Raw genomic sequence first — 26439 nt, forward strand, 5'->3', positions numbered from 1 at the left:
ATGATTAGTCCTCGCTCAGAATTGTTCTGCCAGATGCATTACCGGAGAATGCCGGGTGAACGCTATCGAGATCATTCTGTTCCCGAGCCCTGGATCCGCCCATTCGGCAAACGCACCAGCGGCTTACGTCATTTGACGCATAGCCCGCTGGCACTTGTCGCGATAAAGTACACGCGTACCTGCGAAGACTTTGTGCCCTATTGCGGTCGCCCAATGAAACGGCTTTTGAACTTCAAAGCGGGTAAACCCTTCACCAAAAGGCCACCTATGAGTGCCCGGCAAAGCATTTTTCGCGTGCGGCGGAACTACAATCAGTGGGTTGCCAACCAGACCATGGAAGATTACGCTCTGCGCTTCACCGCCAAGAGCGCACGGCGTTGGTCCGCTGGCCGAGTCACCAATACTGCCCTGGGGGCAATTTCCTTTCTGGCGCTGGAAGCCATCGGTGGGACCATAACCATCCACTACGGCTTTGAAAACGCCGTTGCCGCTATCTGTGTCGTAGCGCTAATCATCTTCTTTACTGCAATCCCCATCAGCTACTACGCCGCCCGCTATGGTGTTGATATTGATCTGTTAACCCGTGGCGCAGGCTTTGGCTACATCGGCTCTACTATCACCTCGTTGATCTACGCATCCTTTACTTTTATTTTCTTTGCCATCGAAGCAGCCATCATGGCCATGGCATTGGAACTGCTGTTCGGCATACCTCTGGTGGTGGGTTATCTAATCTGTTCGGTGTTGATCATTCCGCTGGTCACCCATGGCATTACCGGGATCAGCAAATTCCAGCTGTGGACCCAACCGGCCTGGATCAGCCTGCAAATACTCCCGTTCGTGTTCATTCTCTATCAGGACGCCAGCGCGATTTCGGACTGGACACAGTTCGACGGAATAGCCCCGAATCAGGGAGGGGAGTTCAATCTGCTGCTTTTTGGGGCAGCCTCCGCTGTGGTGTTTTCGCTGATGGCGCAAATCGGTGAACAGGTGGACTTTCTGAGGTTCGTGCCAGAGCCTGAAAAAGGCAAGAAGCTGCGCTGGTGGGCGGCAGTGATGTCCGGTGGTCCGGGCTGGATCGTGATCGGCACGGTCAAAATTCTGGCCGGGTCCTTTCTGGCAGTGCTGGCACTGAATCAGGGTATTTCCACGATGGATGCCTCCGACCCCACCCGCATGTACATAGTGGCCTTCGGATACGTAACCTCCTCGCAGGAGGCGGCACTGGCCATCGCCGGTATCTTCGTGATCCTGTGCCAGGTAAAAATCAACGTCACCAATGCCTATGCCGGGTCCATCGCCTGGTCGAACTTTTTCTCACGCCTGACCCACAGCCACCCCGGCCGGGTAGTCTGGCTGGTGTTCAACGTGGCCATTGCCTTGCTGGTCATGGAATTAGGGGTCTACCGCGCCCTGGAGGAAACCCTCAGTTTCTACGGCATTGTCGCCGTGGCCTGGGTGGGGGCCCTGGTGGCTGACCTGGTGATCAACAAGCCCCTGGGTTTCAGCCCGAAACACATCGAATTCAAACGCGCGCACCTATACGACATCAACCCGGTGGGCGTTGGCTCGATGCTTCTGGCCTCGGTTATCGGCATGGTCAGCCATAGCGGTGCCCTGGGCGACGTGGCCCAGGCCCTGTCCCACTTTATAACCCTGGGCGCCGCACTAGTCATTGCACCGGTGATTGCCTGGCAGACCGGCGGCCGTTATTACATGGCCCGGCCCTTCGTGCCCATTGCCACTGACCACCAGTTGATCACCTGTTGTATCTGCGAATACGCATTCGAACCCGAAGACGTCACCGGCTGCCCCGCCTACGCCGGCAACATCTGCTCTCTATGCTGCTCACTGGACGCCCGTTGCGGGGATTTTTGCAAGCCGGGGGCGGGCTATAAGGAGCAGATGCACAAATTCTTCGGGCTGTTCATCCCGGAATCCGCATTCCGCTATCTGCACTCCCGGCTCGGCCACTTTCTGGTATTGCTAGTGCTGATCAACGGCGCATCAGGTCTGTTGTTGTGGCTGATTCATGAGCAGACCCTGGTAACTTCCACTGCTGAGGCCGCGGTACTTTCGATTACGCTCTGGAAAGTTTTTTTCGTGCTCATCATTATTACTGGGGTAGTGTGCTGGTTGTTCGTACTGGCCCATGAAAGCCGCCTGGTGGCGGAGGAAGAATCCCAGCGTCAAACCCGGCTGTTGACAGAAGAAATCGTCGCCCACGAACGCACTGACCAAGCTCTGCAGAAAGCCAAAGAACACGCAGAAGCCGCTAACAACGCTAAAAGCCGCTATCTAACAGGCATCAGCCACGAACTACGCTCTCCACTGAACGCTATCCTCGGGTACGCCCAGTTGATGGAAAATGACGCGACGATACCAGACAACCGCAAAGAAGCACTGGGCGTTATCCGCCACAGTGGCGAATATCTGGCAGACCTCATCGAAGGCCTGCTGGATATTTCCAAAATCGAGGCAGGTCGACTGGACCTTCACCGGGATGCAGTTCGCGTTGACCTGTTGATGGAACAACTGGTGCACATGTTCCGCTTGCAGGCTGAGGAAAAAGGCCTGGTGTTTGAATACCATTGCATCGGTAAGCTTCCGGAAATGGTCACCACCGATGAGAATAGGCTGCGCCAGATACTGATCAACCTGCTATCCAATGCCATTAAATACACTGAACAAGGTCATGTTTCACTTACCCTGAAGTACCGCAGCCAAGTTGCCGAATTCACCGTTGAAGATACCGGAGAGGGAATCGCCGAAGAGAACATCGAACGCATCTTCAGCCCCTTCGAGCGCATTCGCACACCGGGACAAAGTCAGGCGGGCACCGGTCTGGGCCTGACTATCACTCACTTGCTAACCGACATTATGGGCGGGGATCTTTCGGTAAGCAGCACTCTTGGAAAAGGCAGCATATTCAAGGCCAGCCTGATGCTGTCCAGCCTGCACACTCCAAGGCCGGAATCAATGAGCCCATCGGCCCGCCGGATCTACGGTTATGAAGGTCCACGCCGTAAAATCATGGTGGTGGATGATGAAACCTCCCACCGACAGATCATCCGCGCTATGCTGGCGCCACTTGACTTCGAGATCATTGATATTGGCAACTCCATGGCCGTTGCAGACGCGATAGAGAAAGAGCTGCCAGATTTGTTGCTTCTTGACGTCACCATGCCCGGGTACAGCGGCTGGGAAATTCTCGACCACCTGCGGGAAAAAAGTCATCAGCTTCCCGTGTTGATGGTTTCCGCCGACGCCAGCGAGGGCCGTAATCGCCCCGACCCCATGCTGCATAACGGTTACGTGATCAAGCCCGTGCGCCAGAACCAGCTTCTGGACCAGATTGCTCATCTGCTAGGCCTAGCTTGGCGATTCGATAAAAGTCCAGAACCGATGGCAATCCTGCCCGCCCCAGATGCGGACACCATGGTGCTACCATCCAGCCAGCACCGGACCAACCTAGTGGACCTGGCCAAAATCGGACATCGCAAAGGCTTGCTGGAAGCCCTGCACGGCCTAGAGCATCAGGGCGCGGCAGATCCCGTTTTCATTAAAGACGTTGTCCGACTAACAAACGATTTCCAGTTCGAGAAAATTATCGACATACTTAAGGTGACCGACTATGAGCGCACCTAACCTTCGCGACACCAGAAAAACTGTGGTCATGGTGGTTGATGATGCCATAGACTCCATCCGCATGATCAGTGATGCTCTGGAAAACGCTGGCATGACGGTTCTGGTGGCATTGGAAGGCAACCAGGCGCTGACCATCAGCCAGAACATCACCCCAGACATCGTACTGATGGATGCCATCATGCCTAATATGGACGGCTTCGAAACCTGTCAGCAACTGAAACAGAACCCAGATTTTATCGATACACCCATCATTTTCATGACCGGCCTGAGTGACACGGAGCACGTAGTGATGGGGTTAAATTCCGGTGGCGTGGATTACGTCACCAAGCCCATTAATACCACTGAATTGCTAGCGCGGATGCAGGTTCACTTGGCCAACGCCCGCATGGCCCGCAGCGCACGACAGGCTCTGGACACAGCGGGGCAAAACCTGTTTGCCGTGGAACAGAGCGGGGATATTTTATGGGCAACGCCCCAGGTTCATCATCGCCTAACCTTTAGGGACACCGACCATCAGCATCAATTAAGCCAGCGCCTGAAAGAATGGCTGTCCCATAACCCGGAGAACGGCCACAGCCTAACTCTGGACTTTCTTCCCGAGCCCCATTCAGTGGAATTTCTGTCCCTGGTGAACAGCAGGGAATACCTACTTCGACTGCACGAAGTTCAACACCCCAGCATCGCCACCGCCGCTTTGCGGGAAAAATTTGGCCTAACTGGCCGGGAATCCGATGTCTTACTGTGGATCGGCAATGGCAAGACCAATCGGGAAATTGGCCAGATTCTGGACATGAGCCCACGCACTGTGAACAAACATCTGGAACAGGTCTTCCGAAAACTCGGGGTAGAAAATCGAACCTCTGCAGCGGCGTTGGCTATCAAATGCCTGGCGCGTGGCTGACCCCCCATTTCCGCGACGATGACTAATAAGCCTTCAGCGCAGTCATCAGCGCTTCCAATAATAGCTTAGCTGCCCAGTTCCAAGTGAAGCAGCTTTATGGATGTGATCACCCCGGTGATTTTCAACTTAGTTAAATTAAGGATAATACCCTCAAGTGGAGTTTTCTCTAAATGAGCATAAAAAAGCAATATCCAGAGGGATTCAAGCTAGGCGTGATCAGCCAGCAGATGCGGCACGCAGTTTAGGCATTAATACCAACATGATAGGCCGGTGGATCAAAAAGCATGCAAAAGATGGTGGACAGGTATTCGGCGGTAACCAAAAACTAATATCGGAGCAGACCGGGATACGCAGACTTCGAGAAGAAACCGCCGGTCAAAGATGGAGGGAATATTATAACCCGGATTTCTCATAGTTCCTCAGAAAGCACCACACCTAGGCCGTAATGCACTAAAACCCTATTGGCACAGCTTGATTGCCTGTTTAACCCATTTCTATTATCCAGATACACTACTCTCTTTTCCCCATTGCTTCGGGCTTGTGCGCACGAACATTCAACTCGGCACCAACCGCCGCCTAGCGAGATCAGATAACGCCTTTTTATAGAATTAGCTGTCATTCATTAACTCCCGAATTCAGGGCGTATTGCGAATGATGACTGCATACTCCTTGATGAGATTTAGCCTTAGGTTGCTTCGATCACAAGGTCGACGGGCATCTTCTTCAGGTAAGTGCGTCATCACTAAAAAATCGTATAGGCGCAATCCGACAAGATCAGCCGCCACTGATCGGCCCACTCGCCTGACAAGGACTATTTTCAACGGCTGATCTGTTAACGAATGGGTACTCTATTTACTGCTGGCATTGATTGGCTGCCAGCTGCGTAATTCCGGTATGCCGCTCAGGCAAATTCTACTCAACCGCATGGGGCTGGCGATTGCAGTGACGCTGGCAATAAGTTCGCTGCTGGCGGGCTTGGTCGCTGCCCCACTGCTTTCGCTAAGCTGGAACCAAGGCTTGGCCATGGCGTCAGGCTTTGGCTGGTACTCGCTCTCGGCGATTCTCATTGGCGACCAGCTTGGCCCGCTAATGGGCGGCGTGGCGTTTTTTAACGACCTGACCCGCGAGCTGCTGGCGTTTATCCTGATTCCGCTGGTGATTCATCGCCACACGGCGCTTGCGATTGGCTACGGCGGCGCCACCTCCATGGATTTCACCCTGCCCGTCATCCAGCAGCACGGCGGCGTGGCCTGCGTCCCCATCGCCGTGGTCAGCGGGTTTATTCTTTCGCTGATTTCCCCGCCGCTGATCCTGTTTTTTCTTTCGCTGTCGGGTTAGGGGCTAGGCAGTCGAATTTCAACGAATATGTGCCACGCTTGTAACATGCAGTTGTTCGTGATTTTAGCGCCATTCATGGCATGGCATATGCGGACTTCTTAAGCGTTGCTCTATTCAGGTGGAAAGGAGAGAAAATGGCGGGCGCAAGTACGGCTTTTGTGGCACTGGCCGCTTTTTTTTGGGGGCTAGCAGGCGGGATTGGCGGCATACTGATCGGCGATGGCTGGGAGCCATCCGTGGTGTCGTTTTACCGTGGTCTCATTGGGCTTTTGTTTGTGCTCGTTTGGCTGGGGCTACGCCCGTTTCGCAGTGGGCTGGCAAACAAGCAGCTATGGCTCTGGGCAGCCATCGCGGGTCTTGGGGTCGCGGGCAACTTCACCTTCTATTTTATCAGCATTGATCACGGTAGCGTCGCCGTGGCCGCCACCCTGATGTATTGCGCGCCGGTGTTCGTATACCTCATCTCCTTCGTCCTGAAGCTCGAAAGACCTACTGCTGCAAAATGGGCCGCCATTGCGCTGGTAATGCTTGGCATCGTGCTGTTGACCAAACTTTATGAGAGCAGCGCCAGCGATTTATCGCTGATCGGCGTAACCACTGGTCTGCTGGCCGGTCTCTCCTACGCCGTGTTCATTTTCGGCTTCAAATATGCAGCCCCCCACGGCAGCCCCCAGGCGATACTGGCGATAGCCTTCGCCGTGCTGGCCCTAGTGCTCATTTTTCCTAGCAATACTGAGCAAGTTGTCAGCGTCGTTGACGCATCAAGCTGGCCCTTGTTTTTAACACTGGGCGTTCTGGGGGCAGGCCTTTCATTTGTTTTTTACATCGTGGGGTTGAGATACACCCTGCCCGCCCTAGCCTCCATGGTGGCTATGGTCGAACCCATCACAGCGACACTGTTCGGCGTTATGGTATTAGCTGAAAGCCTGGCGATCGTTCAAGTGATTGGCATGGCGCTAATACTTATTACCGTGACAACGCTGAGCGTTATCTCAAGCAAGGCATAGCGCATTGCCAAGGCCAAAGAGCACTCAAACAAACCGTTAAATCTTTTCGGCAATGCGATGGGCTAATTTATGAATAAACGGTCCACTGATAAACGCGATGATCCCGGCGGCTGGCCACGCCAGAAGCCAGGCGTGCATCCAAATGCCAACAAAATCAGGGTGTGTTCCGATATTCACGTAGGTCACCCAAGCAGACATGATCAGCGATAGCGTAAACGACATAAGAATAGCGAAGATAATTCTGTGTTTCATTGGGAGTCCTACGTATTATTTTGGTATAAAACAAGGCTAACCAAATGCCGTCTGTTTAAGCGCCAACATTTACTCTGCAACGTAAACTCGCACCGCTGGCGTTACGGCACCAACAGAGCGTTTAACTATCATCGCCTTCACCGCTTTGGGAGAAGCGCTTACACCCCCGCTTTAGCCGCCCGTGCCGCGTGGAGCTTTTTGTAGCTGTCGATCAGGCGCTGGTGGCGTTCAAGGCCCTCTAACTGCATGTTGGTCGGCGTCAGGCCATGGAAGCGCACCTCGCTACTTACCGAACCCACTACCGCGGCCATGGTGGCTTCACCAAACATGCGCTGGAAGTTGTGCAGGTAGTCGCCCAGCTCCAGCTCGTCATCCAGAACAATTTCCAGCACCGCGTTCACCGCTTGGTAGAACAAGCCGCGTTCAACGGTGTTGTCGTTGTACTGCAGGAACATCTGCACGCAGTCCAGCGCCTCGTCATGGCGCTGTAGCGCCAGGTAAATCAGCAGCTTCAGCTCCAGAATCGTCAGCTGGCCCCACTCGGTGTTTTCATCAAACTCGATACCGATCAGCGTGATGATATCGGTGTGGTCGTCCATCTGGCTTTCTTCCAGCCGCTCGACCAAGTCGGTGAGCTGATCGTCGTCGAGGCGGTGCAGGTTAAGAATATCCTCGCGGTAATCCAGAGCCTTATTGGTGTTATCCCAGATCAGATCCTCAATCGGATACACCTCGGAGTAGCCCGGCACCAGAATCCGGCACACCGGCGCGCCCAGGTCTTCGTGGATCGCCATATACACTTCGGCACCTAGCTCTTCAAAAATGCCAAACAGCGTTTTGGCTTCTTCTTCAGAAGTTTTTGCGCCAGCGCCCGAGAAATCCCACTCGCTGAATTCAAAGTCGGGCTTGGCGCTAAAGAAGCGCCAGGAGACCACGCCCACCGAGTCAATAAAGTGTTCAACAAAGTTATTGGGCTCGGCCACGGTTTGTGAGTTAAAGGTCGGCAGCGGCAGGTCGTTCAAGCCTTCGAAGCTACGACCCTGCAGTAGCTCGGTCAGGCTGCGCTCCAGCGCTACTTCAAAGCTTGGGTGAGCGCCAAAGGAGGCAAACACGCCGCCAGTGCGCGGGTTCATCAACGTCACACACATCACTGGGAACTGCCCGCCCATGGAGGCATCTTTGACCAGCACCGGGAACCCCTGGGCTTCCAGGGCGGCAATACCTTCGACGATGCTGGGGTACTTCGCCAGCACCGCTTGCGGCACATCCGGCAGGGTTAGCTCCTGCTCGATAATTTCCCGCTTCACCGCCCGCTCAAAGATTTCCGAGAGACACTGCACCTGGGCTTCAACCAACGTATTGCCCGCGCTCATCCCGTTACTCAGGAACAGGTTTTCGATCAGATTGGAGGGAAAATAGACCGTCTCGCCGTCGGATTGACGCACAAACGGCAGCGAGACAATGCCCCGGTCTTCGCGGCCCGAGTTGGTATCGATCAGGTTGGAGCCGCACAGCTCGCCTTCCGGGTTGTAGATAGCCAGACAGTGCTCGTCGAGAATTTCCGCAGGCAGCGAATCACCAGGGCCCGGCTTGAACCACTGCTCATTGGGGTAGTGAACGAATTCGCTATTCGCGATCTCTTCGCCGAAGAACTGGTCGTTATAGAAGAAATTGCAGCTAAGGCGTTCGATAAACTCGCCCAGCGCCGAACAAAGTGCACTCTCTTTGGTGGCGCCTTTGCCGTTGGTAAAGCACATCGGCGAGGCCGCATCGCGAATATGCAGCGACCACACGTGGGGCACGATATTGCGCCAGGAGGCGATCTCGATCTTCATGCCTAAATCGGCAAGGATCCCGCTCATATTGGCAATGGTCTGCTCCAGCGGCAGGTCTTTGCCCTCAATGTAGGTATGGCTGCCTTCCGGTGCGCCCATCAGTAGCGCCTGGGCGTCCTCATCGATATTCTCGACCACCTCAATCTGGAACTCGGGGCCTGTCTGCACGACTTTTTTCACCGTGCAGCGGTCGATGGAGCGCAGCATGCCTTCGCGATCTTTTGCCGAAATATCTTCCGGCAGCTCGACCTGAATTTTAAAAATCTGCTTATAGCGGTTTTCCGGGTCGACGATATTGTTCTGCGACAGGCGGATGTTCTCGGTGGGAATATTCCGCGCGTTGCAGTACACCTTGACGAAATAGGCGGCGCACATGGCAGACGACGCTAGGAAGTAGTCGAACGGCCCAGGCGCCGAGCCGTCGCCCTTGTAGCGAATCGGCTGGTCGGAGGTGACGGTGAAATCGTCGAACTTGGCCTCCAGGCGGAGGTTGTCGAGATAGTTAACTTTGATTTCCATGAAGAACGTCCGGAGTAATGGGTGTGCCCAGGCTTAAAAACATAAGCCGGTAGGCGAATTGCCGCCCATTATCCAGTTTTTTACCCGTTTCGTCTTGAGAAGTCTCCGGAATTACCTACTCAACGTCGCGTAAGAAAGGCAGCGCTTCCTCCAGCAGTATTTCGGGAATCTCTTCGGCGATATAGTGGCCACAAGGGAGTGCTTTGCCGTCGACTTGGGTGGCTACCTTGCGCCATTCAGCCAAGGCGTCAAAGCAGGCTTCAATGGCGCCTTCAGCGCCCCACATCACTTTTAATGGGCAGGTAAGTTTTACGCCCGCATCGATATCTGCCTGATCGTGCGCTAAATCAATCGTGGCACTGGCACGGTAGTCGCCGCAAATGCCGGTGGCGGTGCCGGGGAGTGAAAGGCAGCGCTCGTACTCCGCCAGCGCTTCCGGGGAGAAAGGCGCCATACCGGCACTGCGCGCACCCATCACGCTTTTCAGGTATTGAGCGGGGTCGCTCTGAATCAACATTTCCGGCAGCGGCTGGGGGCGAATCAGGAAGAACCAGTGCCAGTAGCTGCGCGCAAAGGCCTCCGTGGTACCGCGATACATGGCCAGCGTGGGGGCAATATCCAACAGCACCATGCGCTCGACGCGCTCCGCGTGGTCAACCCCTAAACGGTGAGCGACCCGCGCGCCTCGGTCATGGGCCAGCACTTTGAAATGCTCAAAACCGAGCGCGCTCATTAGCTCAGCCATATCGGCCGCCATGGTGCGTTTTGAGTAATTGAAGTGCTCGGGGTCATCAACAGGCTTACTGCTGTCGCCATAGCCGCGCAGGTCCGCCGCGATCACCGTGAAGTGCTGGGCAAGCGCCTCCGCGACTTTGTGCCAAATCACATGGGTTTGGGGGTGGCCATGAAGCAACAGTAGCGCAGGCCCACTGCCGCCCTGTCGAAACGCGATCTCGACGCCGTTAACGTGGCGCTTGCATTTTTCAAACCCATTTTCAAACCCATGCAACATGGCGTGCTCCTAACTTATCTGATCATTTATCAACCCAGCCTGCGCGCATATTACGCAGCCGAGGCCTTTTTAATAAAACGACATCCGGGCATGATGGCGCTACTAAAACTCACTGGAAGCCACCATTATGAAAGCGATCGCCTTTACCCAAAGCCTGTCTATCGACCACCCTGACGCACTGCAGGATATTGAGTTGCCCACCCCAACCCCAGAGGCTCACGATATTCGCGTGGCGGTCAGGGCGATTTCCGTTAACCCTGTGGATGCCAAAGTGCGCAGCAGCGCCCTGCTGGAAGCCGGCGAGCCAAGAGTACTGGGTTACGACGCGGTGGGCATTGTGGATGCCGTAGGTAGTGCGGTTAGCCGTTTTCAGCCGGGTGACCGAGTGTGGTACGCAGGCAACGTTGCCCGCCAAGGCTCTAATGCCGAGTATCAGCTGGTCGATGAACGCATTGCCAGCCTAGCGCCAAAAAGCCTTTCTGACACTCAGGCGGCGGCGCTGCCACTCACCGCGATTACCGCTTGGGAGCTGCTGTTTGACCGCTTAGAGCTGGGGATGCGCGATACTCAAGACAAAAGCCTGTTGGTGATTGGCGCGGCGGGGGGCGTTGGCTCAATCCTGGTGCAGCTTGCTAAACAGCTCACCGATATTAGCGTGATTGGCACAGCCTCTCGGCCAGAGAGCCAAGCCTGGGTGACATCATTAGGTGCTGACGCGGTGATTGACCACCATCAGCCCATTGATCAGGCACTGAAAGCCGCTGGCTACGAGGGTGTGGACATGGTGATCAGCCTTAACCAAACGGATCACCACTTCGATGCCATTATTAAAGCGCTGAAACCTCAGGGTAAATTGGCGCTAATCGATGACCCCGAGCTGATTGATGTGCGCAAGCTCAAAATGAAAAGCCTGTCGCTGCACTGGGAGCTAATGTTTACTCGCCCGTTGTTCACCACAGACGATCTCGCCAAGCAGCACGATTTACTCACAGAAATCGCTGCCATGGTCGATAACGGCCGCTTAACAACTACCCTTGGGGAAGTGCTGGGGCCCATTAATGCCGAGAACCTGAAACGCGCGCACGCGCTGATCGAGAGCAATCGTACGATTGGCAAGCTGGTACTAGAAGGGTTTTAAACAAAGGGGCTTAAACACGTTAACCCATCGCCCCACTAAGGCGATGGGTTTAGCAGCACCTGCTCGAACAAAATCTTTTCAAAGTGCTCCATGGGCTCGACGGATTTCAGCGTTTTAGCGCGTAGAATAGCGCCTTCCCAGCCGGTTAGGATAAAACTGGCCAGCGCTTCAGGAGGGGTATGCATGGCGATGTCGCCGCGCGCCTGGGCATCTTTCAAGCAGTGCACAAAACGGTGCTCCCAGCGCTGAAACACCAGGTTCAAAGCGTCCCGAAAGGTATCGCTTTGGCCAGACAGCTCTTGGCCCAAATTACCAATCAGGCAGCCAGTGACGTGATCACATTCATGCATATGATCGCGGCCTAGCGCGAAGTAGCGCCTTAAACGCTCTAGCGGCGGTGTTTCACTGTCCTCCAGCAGCGCCACTAGCGTCGCGTCGTAGCTCGTGGCGAACCGTTCAATCACGGCGAGGCCAAAATCCTCTTTGCTGGAGAAATAGTGGTAAAAGGAGCCTTTTGGCACACCGCAGGTTTTTAAAACGGCATTGATGCCCGTCGCATTATAGCCTTGCTGGCCAATCAGCTGAGCGCCTGTGTCAATCAATTTGTCACGCGTTGCGGTGTTTTTCATACGTATTAAAGTAGACCAGTCAGTCCATTCTTATCAAGTGGGCGTTGGTTGCATACTATTTGCACATTACTTGCCTAATGGCTGCTTACCAATGCGTGATGCTAGCATTATACGCTTTTTTTCTGGAAAATTTTGCTCACAATGGATGACGCGCGGTAATGACATCAACACGTTCCTTCTCTTCTTTCCATTCGCCGTACCAGCAAGGCCGCATCCGTTTGGGTGCCGTGATGGCTTTATTAATTCTTGCTGGGACGTTTACGGTCGCGTGGTGGATTATGTCTCAACCGCCGCGTATTGAACGCACCCCACCACCCGAGCCGCTACCTGCAATGGTAGACGTCGTCACCGTGACGGCCAGCACACAGGCACCCGAACTGCATGGTTTTGGCCGCATTGAGGCCGAACAAGAGGCGATGTTAGCAAGCCGTGTGGCTGGTCAGTTAGAACGTTTTGCTCGCAATGTCATTCCGGGTCAAGTAGTGGAGCAGCAAGCACCGGTCGCTTACATTGATCAAGCTGACCTTAACCTTGCGCTGGAAGATGCAGAGGCAGCGCTGTCGATTGCTCAAGCCCAGCTTGCTTTAGAACAGGCGGAGCAGCAACGTGCGCGCAGCGAGTACGAATCCTTTGGCCGCCAACTCTCCGCTGAGCGTCGCGCGCTGGTATTACGCGAACCCCAGCTGCGTCAGGCGCAGTCGGAAGTAACTCAAGCGCGGGTGGCCCGTGACCAGGCGGCGCTGAATGTCGAGCGTGCCACCCTCACCGCCCCGTGGCGGGCAATGGTGCAAGAGCGCTTGGTGGGCGCAGGCAGCCTGCTCAGTCAAGGCACTGAAGTCCTGCATCTGGTGGGCGTTGAGCAGTTTTGGGTGCGCGCATCCCTGCCTGGCGAATGGATAGAGTGGCTTGACACCGGCAGCAACGTCACGTTGACGAGCCGCGGCTGGCCGGTAGACGCCACGCGCCAAGGCACACTGGTATCGGTGCTCCCCAGCCTGGAAGAGAATGGCCTGCAGGCACAGCTGTTAATCGCTGTCGACGATCCGCTGGCGTTAGCCACTGATGGCCCGGCACTGCGGCTGGGCGATGTGCTGCGGGTGTCTTTTCAACCGTCTATTCAAGGCCAGCTGATCACACTGCCGTCTGCGGCCCTACGCCCAGGTGACATCGTGTGGCAAGTCGATGAAGACAATCGTCTGCGGCGCACGCCGGTCACCCTGGCCTATCGCGGTGAAGATAGCGCCTTGATCAGTGAAGGGTTAGACATTGGCCAGCGGGTGGTCACCGCCGGCTTGGCTCAGCCTCAAGAGGGTCAGCAGGTACGCATTCGCCAAGCCGATGACACCCCGGTCGGCCAGGGAGACACCCCATGATAATGCGCCGCGGCCCACTGGCCTGGATGGTTGATCATGGGGTGGCGCCTAACTTGCTGATGGTGCTGTTTATCGTCGGCGGTCTGATGGCTTCCCTGGCGATTAAAAAAGAGGTGTTCCCCGAATTCACCACCGAAATCGTGCAAGTCACTATCAGCTACCCCGGCGCCACCCCGGAAGACGTGGAACAGAGCCTGCTGCTGCCATTGGAAGCCGCTATTGCCGATGTGGAGGGCATTGACGAGCTGACCGCCACCGCCAATGAAGGCAGTGCCAGCGTTAGCGCTACCCTGATTGACGGCATTGATGTGATGCGCGCCTACCAGGAGATCCAGCAGGCGGTGAACGCGATCACCACCCTACCCAGCGCCGCGGACCCACCTCGTTTTACCCTGGCGGGCGGGTCGCGCAGCGTTTTGAATCTGCAGGTCTATGGTGATGTGGGCCTGGAGGCATTGCACGACGCGGCCGAAAATGTACGTGGCGACCTCCAGGCCGTCTCCGGCATTTCCAAAGTAGAGCTATCCGGCAATCGCGAGCGGGAAATTCAAGTCCACCTGGATGAAGAAGCCATTGAGCGCTATGGATTGGATCATCAGGAGCTGGCGGGGCGCATTGCTGAAGAAGCCCTTGATCTGGCCAGTGGGCAATTAACCACCGCCGAAGGCGAGTGGCTGATTCGCTATCAGGGCAGGCGCAACAGCGCTGCGGCGTTTGCCGAGCTGCCGATCCTGACCAGCGCCCAAGGAACGCCCATTAGCCTGGGCGATATCGCCCAGGTCACCGATGGCTTTGCCGAAACCGACCGCGAAGTGTTTTACAACGGCCAGCCAGGGCTCTCCGTCGACGTTTACCAGATTGGTGACCAAACCCCCACCAGCATTTCAGAAGCGGTTAACGCTGAGCTTGAACGCTTGCGTACGGGCTTGCCGGAAGGCGTGAGCCTGGATATTTCCCGCGATAGCTCAGAAATCTATGAAGCGCGCCTGGGCCTGCTTTTAAAGAATGCCTGGATGGGCCTGGCACTGGTGCTGGTGCTGATGGCGCTGTTTCTCGAAGCGCGGCTGGCGTTCTGGGTCACCTTAGGCATTCCCACCGCGTTTCTAGGCGCCATGCTGTTTCTGCCCTGGATCGGCGTCTCGCTGAATATGATGTCGATGTTCGCCTTTATTATCGCCTTAGGGATCGTGGTCGACGATGCCATTATCGTTGGCGAGAATATCTATAGCTACCGCGAAGAAGGCTATTCCCTGCGCGACGCGGCCGTTAAGGGCGCTAGTGAAATTGCCACACCGCTGACGTTTGCAATTCTCTCCAACATTGTGGCTTTTCTGCCGCTGCTGTTTTTGCCCGGTTTTTTGGGGCTGATTTTTGCCACCGTGCCCGTCGTGGTGATCACTGTCTTTTTGATCTCCTGGCTGGAAGCACTGGTTATTTTGCCGGCCCACCTAGCGCATAGCCGCAAGCCCCGCCAAACACCCAAGTGGCAGCGTCCGCTTGAAGCACTGCGCCAGCGCCTGCAGGGCGGGCTGCACCACTTTACCTATCGTCAGTTTGAGCCGTTCCTGCAGCGTGCCCTCAACCAGCGTCTGCTCAGCATCTCAGTGGGCGTTGCCGTCTTGATCATTGCGCTCTCCTGGGCGATGAGCGGGCGGCTGGGGTTTTCACTGATGCCACGGGTCGAATCCGACCAGGTACAGGCCACGGTGACACTGCCGATTGGCACTAACATTAGCGTTAGCCGCGCGCTTAGCCAACAGTTGCTCGACGCGGCAGACGAGCTCAGCGAGCGTGAAGAGACGTTAAGTTTCAGCAGTTCACGCACCCGCTTGGACGGCGAAAGCCTGGAAGTGCGTTTGGATATTGCCAGCGACAGCCTGGAAGCGTGGCCCCCTTCCCGGATTGCCCGTGAGTGGCGTACCTTGACCGGCGATTTGCTGGGCGCCCAGTCGGTTCGCTTTGAGTCGGACGTTGGCGGCCCCGGCAGCGGTGCGGCGCTTAGCCTGCGTCTTTCGCACCCTGACACCCAAGTACTCGAAGCGGCCGCCGAACGGCTGGCAGAAACGCTGAGCGGCTATGGCCTCACGGATATCGACAGCGGCATAGGCGATGGTAAGCCTCAGCTCGAAATACGCCTGTCTGCTGAAGGCCGGGCCCTGGGCCTAACCGGCAATAATTTAGCCCAAGCGCTGCGCGGGCCTCTCCAGGGTGCCACCGCGCTTGAACAGTACGTAGGCCGCAGCGAGATCAGCGTTGAGGTGCGCCTGCCCAATAGCAATCGCGATAGCTTGAATGGACTTTACCGCCTGCCGGTGCGCACCGCCGATGGCTTGAGCGTACCACTGTCGCGGGTCGCGGATATGACCATCAGTCAAGCGTCTAGCAGCCTTGAGCGCATTAACGGGCGGCGCATTATTACCGTCACTGCGGATTCGCAAAACGACCAAGCGATCAACCAAGTGCTCGCAACGCTGCAGGAAGAGGCGTTCCCCAACCTCACCGCCACATGGCCGGGGCTTGAAGTCAGCATGGGTGGGCGCCAGCAAGACACCGCCGATAACCTGGCGACCCTGAAAACCTCAATGTGGTTAATGATGGCCGCGCTGTATGCCTTGCTGGCTATCCCATTCAGGAGCTACCTGCAGCCGCTGCTGGTGCTGGCTGCGATCCCCTTTGGCATCGTCGGGGCGGTAGCTGGCCACATGATCATGGGGTTTGGGCTTTCGATTATCAGCCTGCTGGGCATGCTGGCGCTCTCCGGGGTGGTGATTAACGATGCCCTGGTGCTGATCGACTACGCCAACCGCAAACGCGGTGAAGGCATGGCCGCCCGGGAAGCCATTGTGGCCGCCGCCACCCGCCGCTTACGGCCGATCATGATGACCACGCTGACAACGTTCTTAGGTTTGGCGCCGATGATTCTGGAAACCTCGCGGCAGGCACGGTTTATGATTCCCATGGCGATCTCACTGGGGTTTGGCATGTTGTTCGCCACGGTGATCCTGCTGATACTCGTACCCTGCCTCTACCTAGGCATGGAAAACGTTCGCGAACGGCTCAGCGCGCCGCGCCAGCCCGTCCTCGATAAAGAAGAGGGAGCCCACTGATGGCCTTGCCCACAGCCATACGCCAATGGCGGCCCTCGCGGCTGGGCCTCAAGCTGTTTGTGATTATTTTGAGCGTCAATGTGGCGATCTCGGCGAGCATGTTTTTGGCCGTTTCATACAGCATTGACCGCGGGTTTCTTGACTATCTCAACCAGGCTCAAGAGCGCCGTGCCACGCTGCTGGCCGATGGTCTTATCACCCGCTGGGAAACCCAACAAAGCTGGGAGTGGCTGGAGCAAGCGCCGGAACGCTGGCCGTATATTGTCCGTTTTGAGCTGGGTCAGACGCACCGCGACCGCCCTTCTTCCCTGGGGGAGGCGCGGGATTTCATACTCCGCGCCGCCGATGATCGTTTTGTGGTGCCGCCCAGAGGTGGGCGCGGAAGCGCGGGTAGTTGGCGCTGGCTGGCGCTGCGCAGCGAAGGCGAAGACATCGGCTCGCTGGGGTTCCGGCCTCCCCGAGAGATGATGGAACGTATGGAGAGCCGCTTTCTGGAGCGCCAGCAGCGCAACCTGGTGCTGATTGTGGTGTCGCTCTGCATCGCCTCGCTGCTATTGGCGGGTGGGCTTTCCTGGTGGTTAGGACGGCGCACCCGGGCACTGGCAGGCGCGACGCTGCGCCTTACCGAAGGCGACTACCGCACCCGGCTGCCCGAGCGCGGCCGTGATGAGCTTTCACGCCTGGCGCGTGATTTCAACGTGCTCGCCGCTACCCTGGAAGCTAGCCGCGATGCCCGTGCCCGCTGGGTGTCTGACACCGCCCACGAATTACGCACCCCGTTGGCCGTACTGCGCGGCGAGATCGAAGCCATGCAGGATGGTATTCGTCCGCTTAACCAGGAAAACCTTAGCTCCCTCGCCCAAGAGGTCGGCCAATTAGAGCGCTTGGTCGCCGACTTACGCCTGCTATCACAAAGCGATGCGGGCGCGCTGGATATTCAACTAGCACCAATGGATCTTAGCGACTGTCTCGCCAGCCGGTTAGCCGACGCCGACCGCTGGTTAGTCGACAGCGGCTTAACGCTCACCCAACGAATCGAACCTAATATTATGATTCGTGGTGACGCCCAACGCCTGCGCCAACTATGGAATAATCTACTGGATAATAGCTGTGCCTACACCCAGCCACCGGGCGAAATGAGGGTCACCCTCAGGGCGGAGCAGGGGATTGCCGTGGTGACCTGGGAAGACACTGCGCCGGGGGTGCCGGAAGGTGAGCTTACCCGCTTAACCGAGCGGCTCTATCGCGTGGAAGGGTCGCGCAGCCGGGCCAGCGGCGGCAGCGGTTTAGGGTTATCGATAGCCAGCGCCTTGGTCAACGCACACGGGGCAACGCTGACGCCCTCGAACTCCCCCTTGGGTGGGCTACGCTGGACACTGCGCTTTGTGCTGTTGAAAACTGATTAATGTCTCCAAAACTGATACTACAAGAATCGTTAGCCCTGCTTTCACGTCCACTGTTAAGCGAGTTCTGCTTTATGTCTCACGATGCACCAAACGCCACCTCTTTGCTGATTGTGGAAGATGAACCCAAGATCGCTCGCCTGATGGCGGACTATTTAACGACTCAAGGCTACACGGTCACGACCCTGGGGCATGGCGATGAAGTAATGCCATGGCTAGCAGACCACTCGCCGGCCTTAGTGCTCCTCGATATCATGCTGCCGGGTAAAGATGGCCTCACTCTCAGCCGTGAAATTCGCCAACACTGGCCCGCCATTGCGATCATCATGGTTACCGCTAGGGTCGAAGAGGTCGACCGATTGCTAGGCTTGGAGCTGGGCGCCGACGACTATATTTGCAAACCGTTCAGCCCGCGCGAGGTCGTCGCGCGGGTCAAAGCGGTACTGCGGCGTAGTCAGGCGGTGGCCGAGGCACCCGCTGAAGTGCCCAGCGCACCGGTGGTATTAAATGAGGATGGCTGGCAGGCGCTCGCCTACGGGCAGGATATTGGGCTGACGGCGGTAGAGTTCCAGCTGTTGCGGGTGATGATGCAGGCGCCGGGGCGAATTTTCAGCCGCGAACAGCTGATGGATCATATGTATCGTGACAACCGCATTGTTTCGGAGCGCACCGTGGACAGCCACATTAAAAAGCTGCGCAAAAAAATCCACGAAGCGCTCCCCGAACTGGACATCATTCGTTCAGTCTATGGCGTCGGCTATAAGTACCAGCCGGAAGGTTAAGGCTTTACCTGCCGGTTAAGAAACGCGATGCCCGCCTCTATCGCGCAGCCACGCAGCAGGAAACTGGTCACATGGCCGCGCCAGCGCTGCAGATACAGCTCGCTCTCTATATTGTTGTCCTGCAAGGCTTGATAGAAATCCGTGGCGTGATCCACCGGCACCAGCTGATCCCACTTACCGTGGAACAGGAAAAATGGCGGCGCCTGCGGCGTAATCTGCCGGGCGGGTGAGGCTAGGCGATACGCTGCGTTTTCTTCAGCACGGGTCCCGCCGATAAAATCCACGACCAGGCGTCCATCGTCAAATTTAAGTAAGTCACTGGGCAGGCCACCGGCCAGCACGGCGGCTAAGCGGCTCTGCTCGCCGCCGTAAGGTGCCGCCAACGGCCCTTCCACCCCGGCAACCGCCAGCAAGCTCACCAAATGGGCGCCGGATGAAAACCCAACGCCTACAATACGCTGGGTATCCACCTGCCACTGGTCGGCATGGGCGTGAATCCAGGCCATGGCCTGCTGTAAATCATGCAGTTGACTCGGGAAGCGATATTCCGGTGCAAAGCGATACTCAATATTGACCGCCACGTAGCCCTGCCCCGCCAACTGCTCGGCGATGCCCTGCATATCGTCACGGGAACGGTTGCGCCAGCCACCGCCATGCACCACCAAGGCCGCAGGTCGCCGTGCATCGTTGGCACCACTAGGCAGATAAACGTCCGCCTTTAGTGCCTGCGGCCACTCGTCGGGTGTGTAGGTTCTCGCTGATAAACGGGTAAAAGGCTGGGGATCACCGAGTGGCCTACTTTCAATGGCCGGCTCACCTTGGCTAAAGTGCTGGGATGCGCTGCACCCGCTCAGCATTAGGGCAAGCGCGCCTAGGCCGGTCACGCGGCGCAAGGCGGTAAATGCGCCGCGCTGCGGCCACACGCGAAATAGCTCGGTTCGCGACATTCTGTTTCTCCTTGATAAATAGGTGACCCCTCACCTAGCTGCTAGGACCAGCCCGACGCCAATAAGGTCATGATTGTTGCACACTCTGTGCAAATGGTTTGCACTCGGCCTAGCGATACTGACATCGTCAACTGACCAGGAGAGAATCTATGAACGTTTCAAGTGCTAGAAAAATGTCAATTCGCCAACTGTTTGCCCCTGCGCTACTCGCCATGGCCTTAGCGCCAATGGCACTGACCGCACAAGCCAACAGCCACGGTGACCATGAAGGCCAAGGCCCGGATCGCGAGCGTATGGAAGAGCGCATGGAGGAACGTCGCCAAGCGGTGTATGAGCGCGCTGATATCTCGGCGGAGAAGCAGGCTGAGCTCAACGAAGCACACGCTGAACATCGCGACGCCATGCACGCGCTGCGTGAAGAGCACCACGGGCGGGTCGCTGAGATACTCTCCGAAGAAGAGCAGGCAGCCTTACGCAACGCCATGCACGAAGCCCATGAAGAGTATCGTGGTAAGCATGGCAAACGTGGTCATCACGATGACCACAAAGATGAGAGAGCCGATAGCGAATAAACCTTGGCAATTTATTAAAACTAGCGCCAACGCCCGGTTTTTCCGGGCGTTTTTGCGTCTACACGTTCGTAAGCGTATTCGTAAACACATTGTCGACTCCACGCTAATTCAACCTATATAGGGAGGTTAACTTGAAGGGAAGGGGTTAATCGCGTATTTTATTTGAACGTTCATTCAAAATAAAATGTTCCTCACCCTTCCCTAACGTATCTTTTAATAACAGGAGAGCGCCTGCATGGCGAAAAGCAACCCCATCCTCCCCTCCCGTGACCGGCTCAATCCCGTGGTTTTCCACGGCAGTGTAGCGGGCATCATCGTTTTCTTAGTGCTCACCATGCTGTTTACCGAACAAGCTGGCGCTTTCTTTGACGCAGGCCTTGCCTGGGTCAGCAAAACCTTTGGCTGGTACTACATGCTTGCCATCGTGGCGTACCTGGTGTTTGTGATCGCCATCGGCCTATCACGCTTTGGCAGCATCCGCCTGGGGCCGGATCACTCACGCCCCGAGTTTTCACTGCTCTCCTGGTCGGCCATGCTGTTCGCCGCGGGTATCGGCATTGACCTGCTGTTCTTCAGCGTTGCCGAGCCGGTCGCCCACTACCTGGCACCGCCGGACTTGACCCCGGCAAGCCAGGCAGCGATGCGTAACGCCGTCGTTCAAACCTATCTGCACTGGGGACTCTCCGGTTGGGGCCTTTACGTGTTGATGGGTATGGCGCTGGCCTACTTTAGCTACCGCCACCGTCTGCCACTGGCGATTCGCAGCGCGCTCTACCCGATCCTTGGCAAGCGTATTCACGGCCCGATTGGCAACGCGGTCGACATTACCGCCGTGATCTCCACCGTATTCGGCATCGCCACCAGCCTCGGCATTGGGGTGATGCAGCTGAACTACGGCTTGGCCTATATGTTTGACGTGCCGGAAACCATCACCGTGCAGATCATTTTGATCGTCATGGTGGTCATATTGGCGACGATTTCTGTCGTAACCGGTGTTGAAAAAGGCATTCGCCGCCTCTCAGAGTTCAACATGCTGTTGGCGTTAGCGCTGATGCTGTTTGTGCTCTTCTCAGGCGACACCCTGGTGCTGCTGGATAAAGTCGTCAATAACGCGGGTGACTACCTGTCGGGCTTTGTTGGCGCCAGCTTTGATACCTACGCCTTTGCCGATGAGGGCGCCCGAGAGTGGAAAATGTGGTGGACGATCTTCTTCTGGGGCTGGTGGATAGCCTGGACACCGTTCGTCGGTCTGTTCCTGGCGCGTATTTCCCGTGGTCGTACCATTCGCGAGTTTGTCGCCGGCGCCTTGTTTATTCCGCTGGCCTTTATGATGGTGTGGATGTCGGTATTCGGTAACACCGGCATCGAACTGGTGGCCAATCAGGGCGCTGTTGAACTAGGCGAACAGGCGCTCAACACCCCGCAAACCACCCTTTACACCTTGCTTGAGTACTTCCCCTATACGGGTCTGACCGCCGCTGTTGTCACCGTCCTCGGCATTGTGTTCTTTATTACCTCGGCGGACTCCGGTGCCTTGGTACTGGCCAACTTCACCTCCATTCTGAGCGATGTGAACCACGATGCACCGGTGAAGCTGCGCATTTTCTGGTCGGCGGTGATTGGCTTGATTACCATTGCCCTATTAATGGCCGGCGGCTTAAACGCGCTGCAAAGTGCCGTGGTGATCACCGCACTGCCGTTCTCGCTGGTTATTTTCGCGGTCATGGTAGGTATGTATAAGGCACTGAAAATGGAAGGCAAAAAAGCCGATGCACGCCGCATGATTGCCGGTGGGGCGCCGGGTGGCGATTGGAAAGAGCGATTGGACCGCGCCCTGGATACGTCTACCCGTGCGGGTGCCGCCGCGACCCTTGAACACTCGATTCGCCCGGCGATGACCCAGTTTGCCCAGGAGCTTGAAAGCCGTGGCCAAACCGCCAACGTCACCGAAGAGCACGTTGAAGGAGAATCGCTGCCTAGCCTGATGCTCCAGGTCGACTTCGGCGATGCAACCAGCTTTGTCTATCAGGTCTGCCCGCATCGCATGCGCACCCCTAGCTTCATCCCTGCGGACGATGACTTCTATGTGCGTCTGGATGTGTACTTAGCCGAAGGTGGTCAGGATAAAGACCTTAACGGCTATACCCGTGGTCAGGTAATTGGTGATTTGGTGGCCGAGTATGAACGCCACCTGCACTTCCTCACCCTGGCCGGTGAGCAGATGGGCCACGTGCAGGCAATGCCCGGCACCATTGGCGAACCACCGGAAGATTCCCAGATGTAACGGCGTTAGCGTTTGACCCGAAAGAGCAATCCCGGCCATCGTGCCGGGATTTTTTATTGGCCCCTGATCAACCGAAGTTGCGCTTTTCCTTACAACACCAATCTCACAATACTGCCAATTTCCCCCTCTTGACGCCCCCACCCCCAAGAACCAGAATGAAACTCATAATCCGATTGATATGGGTCAATTATGAATTACCAAGCGCATATTGAGATAACATCAGGCAAAAGAAGCGGAAAGCCTTGTGTGAAGGGGACTAGAATAACCGTGTACGATGTATTGGGCTGGCTTGCAAATGGCATGTCCACAACGGAAATTCTAGAAGACTTTTCAGAGTTGAATGCTGAGCAAATTCACGCTTGCTTGGCCTATGCAGCCGATCGTGAACATCACCTAACAGTTATACATGCCGCGTGAAGCTACTTCTTGACCAAAATCTATCTTTTCGCCTGGTTAAGCACCTGGAAGAATTTTTCCCTGGCAGTAACCAGGTCGCGCTCTTGGACTTGGGCGACGCGCCTGATCAACAAATATGGCGCTATGCAAAAGATCACCAATACGCAATTGTCACTTTAGACGCAGATTTCCATGAATTCAGCCTGTTGTGGGGCGGTCCACCATTAGTTATATGGTTAAAATGTGGAAACCAGCCGAAAAGCGTCATTAAAGAAATCCTGCTGAGCAATAGACAAGCAATAAAGCAGGCATTCAGCGATCCGGAAGTATGGTGCGTAGAGCTCTACAGTTGATGACTAATAGCCTTTCCTCCCCCACTCTTTATCTCAGCGACTGATACGACCTCCGCCCTCTTATCAATACGAGTGTAGCCATCAATAACCAATAGCCTGTTGTGCAAGTTTCAACGCGGGAGTAGCGTAATGGCTTGTTTTGCCTATTTTTAGGAGGCTGGCCCCATGTCCCGCGCCCATCGATCTTCGGGTTACGTTTTTCCGCTGCCTGGCAGCGCGCTAGTAAGCGCTTGGCGTGAAGGGTATACGCTGGCCAGATTAAAGCGTGATGTGATGGCGGGGCTAACAATTGGCGTGGTGGCGGTACCGCTTTCTATGGCGCTGGCAATTGCCACCGGCGTGCCGCCCCAGCACGGGCTTTACACCGCCATTGTAGCGGGGGCGGTGATCGCCTTAACCGGCGGCTCGCGGTTTAACATCTCCGGCCCCACCGCCGCCTTTGTGGTCATTCTGTTTCCTATCGTTGCCAACCATGGCCTGGGCGGGCTGCTGATTGCCACCTTGATGGCAGGCGCTATTTTGGTGGCGCTGGGACTTTCGCGGCTGGGCAGCCTGATTCAATACGTGCCCTACCCGGTGATTCTCGGCTTTACAGCGGGCATTGGCGTGGTGATTGCGCTGCTGCAGTTGCCTGACTTTCTTGGCTTAGCCGGCGTGGAGCTAGGCGATAGCACCCTGCGTAACCTCATGCTGATTGGTCGAGCGCTGCCCAGTCTTTCGCCAGCAGAGGTCAGCGTAGGGCTTGTTACCTTGGCAACGCTACTAATCTGGCCACGCCTGAATACGCCAGTGCCTGCCCCGCTGGTGGGCTTGGCGGTGGGTACGCTGGCCGCCGCGCTGCTGCTGATGGGGGGCATTGAAGTCGACACCATCGCCTCGCGGTTTAGCTGGGAATTCGGGAGTGAGAGTGGCAGTGGTATTCCGCCCTTCGCGCCTACTTTTACCGCGCCGTGGCATTTTCCTGGCGCAGATGGCACCCCACTCGAGATCAACTTTGCGCTGATCCAGGCGCTGCTCGGCCCGGCGCTGGCGATTGCGCTACTGGCGGCGATTGAATCGCTGCTGTGTGCCGTAGTGGCGGACGGCCTAACCCGCACCCGCCATGACCCTAACGCCGAGCTCATTGGCCAGGGGCTGGGGAATATAGTGGTACCTTTCTTCGGCGGCATTACCGCCACGGCGGCCCTTGCGCGCACCGCGACCAATATCAAAAGTGGGGCCTTTTCACCTATCGCCGCGGTGGTGCATTCGGTAGTGGTGCTGCTTGCCGTGGTCGTGCTCGCAGGCGTGCTAGGCTATGTCCCCATGGCGGCTTTGGCTGCGCTGCTGTTTATCATTGCCTGGAACATGAGCGAGGCGCGCCACTTCGTGCACACCCTGAAAAGCGCCCCCGCCAGCGATGTGTGGGTGCTGGTCATCTGCTTTTCCCTGACGGTGATTTTTGACATGGTGATCGCCGTAGCCGTGGGCATTGGCCTGGCCGCCGCGCTATTTATCCGCCGCATGGCGCAGTTGACCCATACCCAGCGCTTGGCTGGCCCCGATACCGACCAACACTTCCCGCCGGAAGTGGCACTTTATAAAGTCAGCGGTCCACTGTTTTTTGGTGCGGCCGAAAAGGCCATTGCCACGCTGCGGGTAATTGATCATAGCGTGCGGATTGTCGTTCTGGATATGCGCGATGTGCCCAGCCTGGATACCACCGCCATGGTGGCACTGGATACGCTGCGCCGGGAACTGGGCGAGCAAGGAGTAGGCGTTATATTTGTGGGGCTGCCGCCGCGTATGGCGCTGAAATTAAAGCGCGCGGGCATTAAGCGCGAAGCGGGCACGTTAGCAATCGTCAGCAACCTAGCCCACGCCGAGCGCATGGCACGCCGCTGGCTGGTAAGTGACGTTACTGAAGAGGTTAAATAGGCAGCTTAACCAATAAACACGTGACTGGCTCCGCATTACGACCTTTTACGCTCAACTCGAAGAAGCGGAGACCCACTGCCTTATTGACTTGGTTGATAAGATCAATACTTGAATAGGTCATCAAGGCTATCCACAACCAGAATCTCATCTGTCCAACGCTCTAACTGCTTTGCGTTGGCAGACTCCAGTTTTGGAATAGCCCACTCCGGCAAATCGCCAAACCGCTTTGTGAGCAAGCGCTGGAGTATACGTTGCGCTTCTTCGCGTTTGGCATCATTCAGCAGCGAAATCTCATCCCGCAGCGCCCGTTCCCGTACAAATGCCAAGCGTTGAGTCTCTTCATCGGCACTAGGGCCACTGTCGGGCGGTATGCACCAAGGTCAATACCCATACAGTTTCCCTGTCGATCTCATACACCAGCCTATAACTTTGGTGCGGTATCAGCTCGCAGGTGCCTGCAATCTTACCCGCCCTGCCCATCTTCGGATGCGCGGCCAGCCCGGCAGCCGCATCACTGAAAAGCTTATCCATGCGAACGGCCGCGCCGGGGTTGTCGGCCGCGATGTAGTCCCAAATGTCGGCGCGGTCTTGCTCCGCCTCTGGCGTCCAAATGACTATCACGACTGCCCCGTCGCTACCTGGTTACGCCTGGCAGCGAACACGGCTTCAACGTCATCATTCGACCGGCCGCGACCGGCACGCATTGAGGCGCGTCCAGCTTCGATCTTGCTCCGCAGGTATTCATCGTATTCGCGGGCCTGGCGGCGCTGCTCAATGTAGCCGCGCATCAGCTCGCGCATGACCTGGGAGGCCGGCCGATCTTCGCTGGCCACTTCGGCCATGAAGTCGGCGCGCAGCTCCGCCTCCAGTTTCATCGTGAAAACGGCTTCTTTTGACATGGTGTGCTCCTTTTGCGAGGTACTCACTTAGTATATACGTTGACAATACCTTGCACACGCTGACATTGTTTTGAACTGGCGCGGCGTTGGTTGGGTGATGGCAGATAGGGAATGGGTTGGTATGAAGTTC

At 56.5% G+C, this 26439-nt stretch carries 22 protein-coding genes and 1 pseudogene; 15 read left to right on the top strand and 8 right to left on the bottom strand.

Features of this window, described 5'->3' with window-relative positions:
- From HVA01_RS05195 to HVA01_RS05210, 5 genes and pseudogenes are all read left to right on the top strand, one after another.
- Entirely contained in the window at positions 1–3645 is a 3645-nt protein-coding gene (locus HVA01_RS05195) for a hybrid sensor histidine kinase/response regulator (protein ID WP_307725360.1), read from the top strand.
- The gene (locus tag HVA01_RS05200) at positions 3632–4546 is read left to right on the top strand and encodes a response regulator (protein ID WP_170243472.1); all 915 of its coding nucleotides are present in this window, start codon (positions 3632–3634) and stop codon (positions 4544–4546) included. Before HVA01_RS05195 ends, HVA01_RS05200 begins: the two co-directional genes overlap by 14 nt.
- Positions 4547–4700: 154 nt before the next feature.
- Complete coding sequence (locus tag HVA01_RS17825; RefSeq protein ID WP_371860133.1) at positions 4701–4961, top strand: transposase; 261 nt, start codon at positions 4701–4703, stop codon at positions 4959–4961.
- Positions 4962–5351: 390 nt separating this feature from the next.
- Positions 5352–5884 (top strand): annotated as a pseudogene (locus tag HVA01_RS05205) (LysO family transporter); the annotation flags it as partial.
- A gap of 134 nt (positions 5885–6018) precedes the next feature.
- Entirely contained in the window at positions 6019–6891 is an 873-nt protein-coding gene (locus tag HVA01_RS05210; RefSeq protein WP_146873592.1) for a DMT family transporter, read from the top strand.
- Positions 6892–6927: 36 nt separating this feature from the next.
- On the opposite strand, the gene HVA01_RS05215 is transcribed toward HVA01_RS05210, so the two are convergent.
- The 3 genes from HVA01_RS05215 to HVA01_RS05225 all read right to left on the bottom strand — a co-directional run bounded on the left by HVA01_RS05215 (position 6928) and on the right by HVA01_RS05225 (position 10509).
- Positions 6928–7143, bottom strand: a complete 216-nt coding sequence (locus HVA01_RS05215; RefSeq protein ID WP_146873594.1) for a DUF2798 domain-containing protein — start codon at positions 7141–7143, stop codon at positions 6928–6930.
- A 158-nt stretch (positions 7144–7301) separates the two neighbouring features.
- Positions 7302–9497, bottom strand: a complete 2196-nt coding sequence (locus tag HVA01_RS05220; protein WP_146873596.1) for an OsmC domain/YcaO domain-containing protein — start codon at positions 9495–9497, stop codon at positions 7302–7304.
- 115 nt (positions 9498–9612) lie between these two features.
- Positions 9613–10509, bottom strand: a complete 897-nt coding sequence (locus tag HVA01_RS05225) for an alpha/beta fold hydrolase (RefSeq protein WP_146873597.1) — start codon at positions 10507–10509, stop codon at positions 9613–9615.
- 127 nt (positions 10510–10636) lie between these two features.
- Between HVA01_RS05225 and HVA01_RS05230 the strand changes: the two genes are divergently transcribed.
- Positions 10637–11647 (top strand): zinc-binding alcohol dehydrogenase family protein, encoded by a 1011-nt coding sequence (locus tag HVA01_RS05230; RefSeq protein WP_146873599.1) that lies wholly within the window; start codon positions 10637–10639, stop codon positions 11645–11647.
- A 35-nt stretch (positions 11648–11682) separates the two neighbouring features.
- Here HVA01_RS05230 and HVA01_RS05235 read toward each other — a convergent pair whose 3' ends face one another.
- A complete protein-coding gene (locus HVA01_RS05235; RefSeq protein ID WP_146873601.1) occupies positions 11683–12276 on the bottom strand; it encodes a TetR/AcrR family transcriptional regulator in 594 nt (197 codons plus the stop codon).
- Between the two features lie 158 nt (positions 12277–12434).
- Between HVA01_RS05235 and HVA01_RS05240 the strand changes: the two genes are divergently transcribed.
- The 4 genes from HVA01_RS05240 to HVA01_RS05255 all read left to right on the top strand — a co-directional run bounded on the left by HVA01_RS05240 (position 12435) and on the right by HVA01_RS05255 (position 18941).
- A complete protein-coding gene (locus HVA01_RS05240) occupies positions 12435–13649 on the top strand; it encodes an efflux RND transporter periplasmic adaptor subunit (RefSeq protein WP_146873603.1) in 1215 nt (404 codons plus the stop codon).
- A complete protein-coding gene (locus HVA01_RS05245) occupies positions 13646–16756 on the top strand; it encodes an efflux RND transporter permease subunit (RefSeq protein WP_146873605.1) in 3111 nt (1036 codons plus the stop codon). The genes HVA01_RS05240 and HVA01_RS05245 overlap by 4 nt, the downstream gene beginning before the upstream one ends.
- Complete coding sequence (locus HVA01_RS05250; protein ID WP_146873607.1) at positions 16756–18162, top strand: ATP-binding protein; 1407 nt, start codon at positions 16756–16758, stop codon at positions 18160–18162. The genes HVA01_RS05245 and HVA01_RS05250 overlap by 1 nt, the downstream gene beginning before the upstream one ends.
- 71 nt (positions 18163–18233) lie before the next feature.
- Positions 18234–18941, top strand: coding sequence for a response regulator (locus tag HVA01_RS05255; protein ID WP_146873609.1), 708 nt, complete (start codon positions 18234–18236; stop codon positions 18939–18941).
- Here the strand turns inward: HVA01_RS05255 and HVA01_RS05260 are convergent.
- Positions 18938–19888 (bottom strand): alpha/beta hydrolase, encoded by a 951-nt coding sequence (locus tag HVA01_RS05260; RefSeq protein ID WP_146873611.1) that lies wholly within the window; start codon positions 19886–19888, stop codon positions 18938–18940. The two genes, HVA01_RS05255 and HVA01_RS05260, sit on opposite strands and share 4 nt — an antisense overlap.
- A gap of 149 nt (positions 19889–20037) precedes the next feature.
- On the opposite strand from HVA01_RS05260, the gene HVA01_RS05265 reads away from it, so the two are divergent.
- The 5 genes from HVA01_RS05265 to dauA all read left to right on the top strand — a co-directional run bounded on the left by HVA01_RS05265 (position 20038) and on the right by dauA (position 25410).
- The gene (locus HVA01_RS05265) at positions 20038–20460 is read left to right on the top strand and encodes a hypothetical protein (protein ID WP_146873614.1); all 423 of its coding nucleotides are present in this window, start codon (positions 20038–20040) and stop codon (positions 20458–20460) included.
- Positions 20461–20695: 235 nt separating this feature from the next.
- Entirely contained in the window at positions 20696–22744 is a 2049-nt protein-coding gene (gene betT / locus HVA01_RS05270) for a choline BCCT transporter BetT (RefSeq protein ID WP_146873616.1), read from the top strand.
- 189 nt (positions 22745–22933) lie between these two features.
- Entirely contained in the window at positions 22934–23161 is a 228-nt protein-coding gene (locus HVA01_RS17830) for a DUF433 domain-containing protein (protein WP_146873618.1), read from the top strand.
- Positions 23158–23493: a DUF5615 family PIN-like protein gene (locus tag HVA01_RS17835; RefSeq protein ID WP_146873620.1), complete on the top strand. Its 336-nt coding sequence runs from the start codon at positions 23158–23160 to the stop codon at positions 23491–23493. The genes HVA01_RS17830 and HVA01_RS17835 overlap by 4 nt, the downstream gene beginning before the upstream one ends.
- Before the next feature lie 165 nt (positions 23494–23658).
- Complete coding sequence (dauA, locus tag HVA01_RS05285; protein WP_146873622.1) at positions 23659–25410, top strand: C4-dicarboxylic acid transporter DauA; 1752 nt, start codon at positions 23659–23661, stop codon at positions 25408–25410.
- 101 nt (positions 25411–25511) lie between these two features.
- Here dauA and HVA01_RS05290 read toward each other — a convergent pair whose 3' ends face one another.
- Genes HVA01_RS05290 through HVA01_RS05300 form a run of 3 tightly spaced genes read right to left on the bottom strand, consistent with a single transcriptional unit; the run spans position 25512 to position 26309 of the window.
- Positions 25512–25736 carry a DUF4351 domain-containing protein gene (locus HVA01_RS05290; protein ID WP_218031534.1) on the bottom strand — a complete coding sequence of 75 codons (225 nt, stop codon included), beginning with the start codon at positions 25734–25736 and terminating at the stop codon, positions 25512–25514.
- 22 nt (positions 25737–25758) lie between these two features.
- Positions 25759–26031: a type II toxin-antitoxin system RelE/ParE family toxin gene (locus tag HVA01_RS05295; RefSeq protein WP_146873625.1), complete on the bottom strand. Its 273-nt coding sequence runs from the start codon at positions 26029–26031 to the stop codon at positions 25759–25761.
- A complete protein-coding gene (locus HVA01_RS05300) occupies positions 26028–26309 on the bottom strand; it encodes an antitoxin of toxin-antitoxin stability system (protein WP_146873627.1) in 282 nt (93 codons plus the stop codon). Before HVA01_RS05300 ends, HVA01_RS05295 begins: the two co-directional genes overlap by 4 nt.
- Positions 26310–26439 lie beyond the last annotated feature (130 nt).

The organism is Halovibrio variabilis, assembly GCF_007991175.1.
GTDB lineage: Bacteria > Pseudomonadota > Gammaproteobacteria > Pseudomonadales > Halomonadaceae > Vreelandella > Vreelandella variabilis.